Source organism: Clostridium sp. 1001275B_160808_H3, from assembly GCF_015550425.1.
Lineage (GTDB): Bacteria > Bacillota > Clostridia > Clostridiales > Clostridiaceae > Clostridium.
Genome location: NZ_JADNAT010000025.1, coordinates 40,211 through 49,244, shown reverse-complemented (window position 1 = coordinate 49,244; position 9,034 = coordinate 40,211). Strand labels below are relative to the sequence as shown.

The 9,034-nt window shown below is 29.5% G+C and carries 5 protein-coding genes and 1 pseudogene; all 6 read left to right on the top strand.

Features of this window, described 5'->3' with window-relative positions; all coding sequences use genetic code 11:
* Positions 1 to 65: 65 nt before the first annotated feature.
* A pseudogene (gene fsa, locus I2A75_RS15460) lies at positions 66 to 647 on the top strand (fructose-6-phosphate aldolase); the annotation flags it as partial.
* Between the two features lie 63 nt (positions 648 to 710).
* A complete protein-coding gene (tkt, locus tag I2A75_RS15455) occupies positions 711 to 2,693 on the top strand; it encodes a transketolase (protein WP_195266208.1) in 1,983 nt (660 codons plus the stop codon).
* Between the two features lie 422 nt (positions 2,694 to 3,115).
* A complete protein-coding gene (locus I2A75_RS15450; RefSeq protein WP_195266206.1) occupies positions 3,116 to 3,370 on the top strand; it encodes a DUF4176 domain-containing protein in 255 nt (84 codons plus the stop codon).
* Between the two features lie 464 nt (positions 3,371 to 3,834).
* Positions 3,835 to 5,208, top strand: a complete 1,374-nt coding sequence (locus I2A75_RS15445; RefSeq protein WP_195266204.1) for a PTS mannitol transporter subunit IICBA — start codon at positions 3,835 to 3,837, stop codon at positions 5,206 to 5,208.
* Between the two features lie 286 nt (positions 5,209 to 5,494).
* Entirely contained in the window at positions 5,495 to 7,618 is a 2,124-nt protein-coding gene (locus tag I2A75_RS15440) for a transcription antiterminator (RefSeq protein ID WP_195266202.1), read from the top strand.
* Between the two features lie 3 nt (positions 7,619 to 7,621).
* Positions 7,622 to 9,031, top strand: coding sequence for a PTS sugar transporter subunit IIA (locus tag I2A75_RS15435; protein WP_347707770.1), 1,410 nt, complete (start codon positions 7,622 to 7,624; stop codon positions 9,029 to 9,031).
* Positions 9,032 to 9,034: the final 3 nt, after the last annotated feature.

The following is a 9,034-nucleotide window of genomic DNA, read 5'->3' as shown; positions in this document are numbered from 1 at the left end:
ATTTATTTAATTATATAAAAAATACCTATAGCCATAAACCCTTTTATTTAAGTGTCTAGTCTATAGGTATCAGTTTAACAAATCCATCACTTGTAGCTAAAGAGGGAAGAGATTTCAATGAAGTTATTAAAGAAATAACTGAAATAGTTGATGGACCTATAAGTGGTGAAGTTGTAAGTGAAGATTCAGAAGGCATGATTGTGGAAGGAAGAAAAATTGCTGCTATTCATAAAAATATGATAGTAAAAATTCCAATGACTGAGGAAGGTCTTAAAGCAGTAAAAGTTTTATCAAAAGAAGGAATAAAGACAAATGTTACTTTAATATTTTCAGCAACACAAGCATTACTTGCAGCAAATTCAGGAGCAACTTATGTAAGCCCATTTTTAGGAAGAATAGATGATATATCAATGAATGGAATGGATCTTATAAAAGATATAGCTGAAATATTCTCAATTCATAGAATTGAGTCAAAAATAATTGCAGCAAGTGTAAGAACCCCAATTCATGTTATAGAGGCTGCAAAGGCAGGTGCTGATATAGCTACAGTTCCTTATGATTTAATTATGAATATGCTTAAGCATCCTTTAACTGATCAAGGATTAGAAAAATTCAAAGCAGACTGGCAAGCAGCATTTGGAAAGTAGAATTAGTAAAATATTTAATAGTAAAAAAACACATATACAATAATATGAGAAATGAGGCTGAAAATGAGTAGAAAATTAGATAGATTATCTATAGATGCAATAAGAGTACTTTCAGCAGATGCAATTGAAAAGTCAAAATCAGGACATCCGGGATTACCACTTGGTTCAGCGACTATGGCATATATATTATGGACTAAGATGAATCATAGTGGGAAGAATCCAAACTGGGATAATAGAGATAGATTTATATTATCAGCAGGTCATGGATCAATGCTAGAATATTCTTTATTACACTTATTTGGATATGGAATAACAATTGAGGATATAAAGAATTTTAGACAATTAGGTAGCTTAACACCAGGACATCCCGAATATGGTCATACTAAAGGGGTTGAAATAACAACAGGACCTTTAGGACAAGGTGTATGTAATGCTGTTGGGATGGCTATTGCAGAAAGCCATTTAGCAGAAAAATTTAATAAACCAGGATATGAAGTAGTTAATCATAATACCTATGCTATAGTTGGAGATGGATGTTTAATGGAAGGAATTTCAGCAGAAGCATCTTCATTAGCAGGAACTTTAGGATTAGGAAAGCTTATAGTTTTATATGATTCAAACAATATTTCTATAGAAGGAAATACAGATATAGCATTTAGAGAAGATGTAGCCAAGAGATATGAAGCATATAACTGGCAAGTAATTAAAGTAAATGATGGTAATGATATCGAAGCAGTTGAAAAAGCAATTGAAGAAGCAAAAAATGAAACTACTAAGCCGTCAATTATAATAGTTAAGAATCAAATAGGGTTTGGATGCCCTGAAAAACAAGGAAAGGCATCTGCCCATGGTGAGCCTTTAGGAACTGAAAATGTAAAAGCAATGAAGGAAAATTTAGGATGGAATCAAGAAGATTTCTATGTTCCAAAAGAAGTATATTCTAATATGGATAATTACATCAATTTAGGAATAGAAAAAGAAAAACATTGGAATGATTTATTTGAAGATTATAGAAATGCATATCCAAAATTAGCAGAAGAATATTGTAAATGGATTTCTGGAACAATTGATAGTGAAGCTCTATTAAATAATAAAGATTTCTGGAATTTTGAGAAAGCAATGGCTACTAGAGAGTCTTCAGGAATAATTATAAATAGATTAGCAGAATTAATTCCTAATTTTATTGGAGGATCAGCTGATTTATCACCTTCTAATAAGAGCTATATGAACGGAAAAGGAGATTTTTCAGAAGAAAATAGAAGTGGAAGAAATCTTCATTTTGGAGTAAGAGAACATGCTATGGCTGCTATAACAAATGGTATTTATGCTCATGGTGGATTAAAGGCATTCTGTGCAACATTCTTTGTGTTTAGTGATTATATGAAGGGTGCAATGAGATTATCAGCATTAATGAATTTACCAGTAACATATGTACTAACTCATGATAGTATTGGAGTAGGAGAAGATGGCCCAACTCACCAACCAATAGAGCAATTAGCTGCACTTAGAAGTATGCCAAATATGACTGTATTTAGACCTGCAGATTCAAAGGAAACTGCGGCTGCTTGGTATTATGCAGTAACTAATGGTTCAAGTCCAACTTCAATAGTATTAAGTAGACAAACCTTACCTTTATATGATGGATCTGCAAAGAGAGCATTAAATGGAGGATATATAATTAAGGATTCCAAGAAAGAAATTCCAGATGCAATATTAATGGCATCAGGCTCAGAGGTTGAATTAATTTACAAGGCAGCAGATGAATTAGAAAATCAGGGGATAGATGTAAGAGTAGTAAGTATCCCTTCATTTGAAATATTTGATTCTCAAGATAAAGAATATAAAGAAAGTGTTCTTCCAAATAAGGTTAGAAAAAGAATTGCGGTTGAAGCATTATCTTCATTTGGATGGCATAAATATGTAGGACTTGATGGTGAAGTTATTTCATTAGATACATTTGGAGCATCTGGTAAAGCTGAAGAGTTATTTAAAAAATTTGGCTTTACAGTGGAAAATGTAGTGAAAAGGGTTAAAGAGTATATATAAATACTTATATTGATTGTAGACTTATAAGAATCAAAGAAAATACAATTAGAAATAGAAATTTATAATTGTAAAATTTTTTAAACTAATGTAAGTAAAATAAGATTATATTATCTTGTTTGTGCTTTAAATGACTTGTAGAAAAGTATAATAAACGGGATGTCTATATTAGACATCCCGTTTATTCATAGGATATTAAAACTATTTATAGAAAAATAATATGTCATTAGGTCTTTATTAATAATATTAGCAATAATAATTTTTGCATTAATATTTCATAACACAATAAAATAGTGACATTAAGTTATACTTACTGGTTTATTGTGCATAGTATCTTCTTAAAATAAATTAATACTCACTATAAAAAGAAAATAATATGTAGTACAATATTCATAGAATTATATACATAATCTGGAGGATATAAAATGAGTTTATTACCACTAGGGTCAATAGTTGTATTAAGAGATGGATATAAAAAGTTAATGGTTATAGGAAGACAAATTTATTCAGAAAATGGTGAAAAACTAAATGATTATTTAGGGTGTCTTTATCCAGAGGGATATTTAGGTGAAGAGTACTGTTATGTTTTTAATAAAGAAGATATAGATCAAATAATTTTTAAGGGATACTCAGATTTAGAAGAAGAAGCATTTGTAAAAGTTATAAATAATATGATGTAAGAAAATTTAACACAAGTAAATAAAGAGGTTATGCTAGCATAGCCTCTTTATTTTATATTTTATTCAGCATAATTATTTGTTTAGTAATGTTAAGTTGAGAAATATAAGCTAGCGAAGATAAATAGAATATGTGGAATAAGCATATAGCGAGCAATTAGAAGTACTTGGTGAAGGAAAAACTACTAGGCCTTAGTGTTGTTGGTTTGTTTGAGCGCAACGAGTTAACCAAAACTCTTGGCATAGTAGGTTTTCAGAGCCTAGTAATTCTTTGCATAGCTATTTAGCTTATGGAAACATATCTATTTATCTTCAACATTATATTCATAATTCATCATAAACTTGTCACCAATGTTAGATGACAAAAGGTCGGTTTCTTCAAATTGAATTAATGTGTATGTATAAATATAATTAAATTGCAAAGTAAAAGTTTACAATAGAAAAATAAATAAATGGAGGGGAAAATAATGACAAATTCTAAAACTAGTGCAAGGGATTCTATGCAAAGATTTGGAAAATTTCTAAGTGGCATGGTAATGCCCAATATTGGAGCATTTATTGCTTGGGGACTTATAACAGCATTTTTTATTCCAACTGGATGGACACCAAATGAATCATTAGGAAGTTTAGTAGACCCAATGATTAAGTACTTATTACCATTACTAATTGGTTATACAGGCGGTAAGATGGTAGGAGGTGCAAGAGGCGGGGTTATAGGAGCAGTTGCTACTATGGGAGTTATAGTAGGAGCAGATATTCCAATGTTTATTGGAGCAATGATTATGGGACCTTTAGCTGGTTTTGTAATTAAAAAGTTTGATAAAGCTGTAGATGGAAAAATTCCATCAGGTTTTGAAATGCTTGTAAATAACTTTTCTATCGGTATATTAGGTATGATATTGGCCATACTTGGATTTTTTGCAATAGGTCCAGTAGTAGTAGTTTTAACAGGAATATTAAAAACTGGTGTGGAAGCTTTAGTTGCAAGAAAGCTATTACCTTTAGTTTCACTATTCATAGAGCCAGGTAAGATTTTATTCTTAAACAATGCTATTAATCATGGAGTGTTAGGACCAATAGGACTAGAACAAGTTCAAGAAAGTGGTAAATCCATAATGTTCTTATTAGAAGCAAATCCAGGACCTGGATTAGGTATAATATTAGCTTATTGGATGTATAGTAAAGGATCAGTAAAACAATCTGCACCAGGAGCAGCAATAATACATTTCCTTGGTGGTATTCATGAAATTTACTTCCCATATGTATTAATGAATCCGCTGCTTTTATTAGCTGTAATAGCAGGAGGGGCATCAGGAATATTAGTATTTTCAATGTTAGGAGCAGGTCTTGTAGCAACACCTTCACCAGGAAGCATATTTGCTTTAATGGCAATGGCACCAAAGGGGGGATTACTACCAGTTTTAGCAGGGGTAGCAGCAGCAACAGTAGTTTCATTCTTAGTGGCAGCACCATTTATTAAGATAGCATCAAAGAATGCAAAAGAAGAAGATCTAGAAGAAGCAAAGGGAAAAGTTAATGAAATGAAAAATATAAACAAATCTATCGTGAAAAAGATAGTATTTGCTTGTGATGCAGGTATGGGATCAAGTGCAATGGGAGCTTCAAAATTTAGAAATAAGATTAAAGAGCTAAATCTTGGAATAGAAGTTATTCATGCATCTGTTGATGATATACCTAAAGATACAGATATTGTAGTTACTCATAAAACATTAATAGATAGAGCTAAGAAGTCTTGTCCTAATGCGGAATTAATAGGAATCCAAAATTTCTTAACTGATGATAATATTCAGGGCTTATATAATAGATTAGCAAATAAATAATCAAAGAAAAGGCGTAAGTATTTTTTAGAAAAAGTTACGCCTTTTTTATTATTTAAAGAAGCAATTGCAAATTGTCTAATTGTTTATTTAATAGAAATAAATTTTTATAAAAAACAAATACAACTTTGATATAATGATTAATAAATATGATCATTTATTTAAAAGTGTCACTAAGTGATTAAGACATTTATGATGGATGATTAAATTGAGTTAAGATATAACAAAGTTTAAAATATAGATATAAGGAGTTGGACAAGCAAAGATGTCATTAATGGAGAGGTTTAATATGAAAAACAAAAAACTAAACTCTAGACAGAAAGAAATAATTCAAATATTAACTAGATCTACAGTAACAAATCCAATAACAATATCATCAATAGCAGATAAATTATCATTAAGCTCTAGAACAGTATTACGAGAAATGCCAAAGATAGAAAAGTGGTTGGAAGAAAATGAGTTCAAGTTTATAAAAAAACCAGGTGTAGGACTAGTAATTGATGAAGACTTAGAAAATCAAAAGTTAATATTAGAATTACTAGAGATAGAAAAAATTGAAAAAGAGTACTCTAAAGATGAGAGAAAAAGGATAATAATAAGCGAGTTGCTCATTTCACAAGGTCCTATTAAATCATTTTACTTTACATCACTTTTAAAAATTTCAGAAGGAACTTTAAGTAATGATTTAGATAGCATAGAAGATTGGCTAAAATCATTTAATATAAAGCTAATTAGAAAACCAGGGCTAGGCGTTTATGTTGAAGGTAAAGAAAACGATTATAGAAAAGCACTTACTAATATTTTATATGATACTTTAGAAGAAAAAGAATTAATCAATCTTTTAAAAGGCTCCTTAATAACTAATAGAGAAAATGGAATAGTAGAATTCTCAATAGAAAATAGACTTTTAAATTTTATAGACAAGTCAATTATAAAAGCTATTGAAGAAATTGTTTCAGGATTAGAAAAAGAAAATGATATCAGACTTGTAGATAGTGCTTATATAGGGTTGGTAGTTCATTTATCTCTAGCTATTCAAAGGATAAAGAATAAAGAAAATATAAAGATGGACCAAGATGTCTTAGAAGAATTAGCTAAATTACCAGAGTTTGAAATAGGAAAAATGTTAGTGAGAAATATTGAGAGCAAATTCAATATAGAAATTCCAATTGATGAGATTGGCTATATAACTATGCATCTTAAAGGGGCAAAGCTTAGATTAAATTCTGTTTCAAAATTAGAAGAAGATATAGCTAATATTGATATTAAGAGAATAGGAAAAAATATAATTGAAGTAGTGGAAAATGAATTAAATATTCTTTTAAAGGATGATGAAAAACTTTTAAAGGATCTTACAAATCATTTAGTGCCTGCAATAAGTAGGCTAAAGATGAAGCTAAATATAAGAAATCCTTTATTAAACAATATAAAAGAAAAATATCCAATGGAATACAATGCAACAAAAAAGGCTTGTGAAATACTTAAGTTAAATATTAAGGTTGATGAAATTCCAGAGTCTGAAATAGCATATATAACTATGCATATAGCTGCAGCTATTTATAAAAAGGGGATAGAAGAAAAAATAAAAGTAGTAATATCTTGCCCAACTGGTATTGGAACCTCTAGTTTATTAGCAGCACTACTTGAAAGAGAATTTAATAATATTGAAGTTATAGGTACAATATCTGCTATAAATATAGACGAAGAGAAATTAAAAAATGATGGAGTAGATATTATAGTTTCTACAGTTCCATTAGATATAGACTTCAAAAATATTTGTGTTGATCCAATTTTATCTTTACATGATAAGGGATTACTACAAGATAGTTTTAGAAAAATACTTAAAAACAAGAAATACAAAAATGTTATAAAGAAAGTAGGCATAAATAATAAAAAAGCTATAGGAATTAGAGAAATTACAGAACTAGGAACTGAAATTATATCAATAGTTGATAATGTAAGAATAAAAGAAATAAAAGATATTGGAGATTTAGATGAAATAATTGATGAAGCAAGCAAGTTATTTTCAAAAGATAAAAAAGAAGCTGACGAGATAAAAAATAAAATCCTAGATAGAGAAAAAATTAATAGTACCTATTTAAAAGATTTAAATATACTACTCTTGCATTGTAAATGTAAATGTTTAGATGGTGGGAGGTTTGGGTATTTAAAAATTAAGGGTCAATTTAAGGACGAAAAAGGAGTAATTAAGGGAGCTTTAATATCTATAATACCAGAAGACTACAAAGAAATTACTTCAGAACTTATGAGCAAGATAAATGGCGCAATTATTGAAGATGAAAGCTTTTTAAATGCGTTAAATGAAGAAGACAGTAAAAAGGCTTCACAAGAGGTTGAAAAGATATTAAAGGAAGTTTACATAAGTAAGATAAAAATAAGCTTGGAGGGATAAGGAGTGATAAAGTCTAAATTTCAAAGAGTAGTTAAATTCTTAAGTTTAATGATAATGACTAATATAGGAGTATTTATTGCTTGGGGACTTATAACTTTACTAGTTATTCCAAAAGGCTTTTTTCATAATGAAGCATTAGGATCTTTAGCAGATTCAATGGTAAAATACCTCTTTCCATTAATAGTTTCAATAAAAGGTGGAAATATGATTTCGGGATACAGAGGAGGAATTATAGCGGCAGTAGCAACTATGGGAGTAATAGTAGGTACAGATATACCAATGATGATTGGAGCAATGATACTTGGACCTTTAGCAGCATACATAATTAAGGCTTTTGATAAGGTTATAGAAAATAGAATTCCAGCAGGATTTGAGATGTTAGTTAATAATTTTTCCATTGGAGCAATTAGCATGATATTAGCAATAATAGGATTTATGATAATTAAGCCAATAACCTTTGGATTGCTGATGATTTTAAAAAGTAGCAAAGAATTCATTGTATCAAAAGGATTAATACCATCAATTTTTATAATTTCTTTTGTAGCATTAATAATATTTTTAAGAGTGTTATCAATAGATAATGAATCAAAAGAAGAAGTAGAAGGAGAAGAAGAAGATTTCAAAGTGAATGAAATAGAAAATAGTGAAATTAAAAAAATAGTATTTGCATGTGATGCGGGAATGGGATCAAGTGCTATGGGAGCAACAAAATTTAGAAAAAGAATAAAATCTTTAGGTTTAAATATTGAAGTAACTAATTCATCAGTTGATTCAATACCGCAAGATGCTGATTTAGTAATTAGTCACATTAATTTATTGGAAAGAGCAAAAAGAAACTCTCCAAATGCAGAACACATATTTATAGAAGATTTTTTTAGTGACAATAAAATAGATAAATTATTTGAAAGGTTGGAAGAGAATATGTTAAAAAGTTTAAAGCAAAAATTGCAAATTAAAAATATTTTAAATGCTACAGAAGAAAAGAATAATTTACCGATTTTATCAGAAAGCAATATACTTTTAGGGTTAGAAAGTGAAAGCAAAGAAGATGCGATTAAGAGAGCTGGAGAGCTGTTAGTAAAAGGTGGATACGTAAATGAAAATTATATAGAAGCTATGCTGGAAAGAGAAAGAGTTATTTCTACTTATATAGGAATGGGTGTTGCAATTCCTCATGGAATAGGTGAAGCCAAGAAAAATATAAAAGCGTCTGGAATAGTAGTTATTCAATATCCAGAGGGAGTTGATTTTGGAGAAGAGCTTGCCTATTTAGTTATAGGGATTGCTGGAGTTGGAGATGAACATTTAGAAATACTATCTAATATAGCAATATCACTAGAAGATATTGAATTGGTAGATAGACTTAATAAGACAAGAGATAAAAAAGAGATTTTAGACGTATTTAAGAAATAAGGA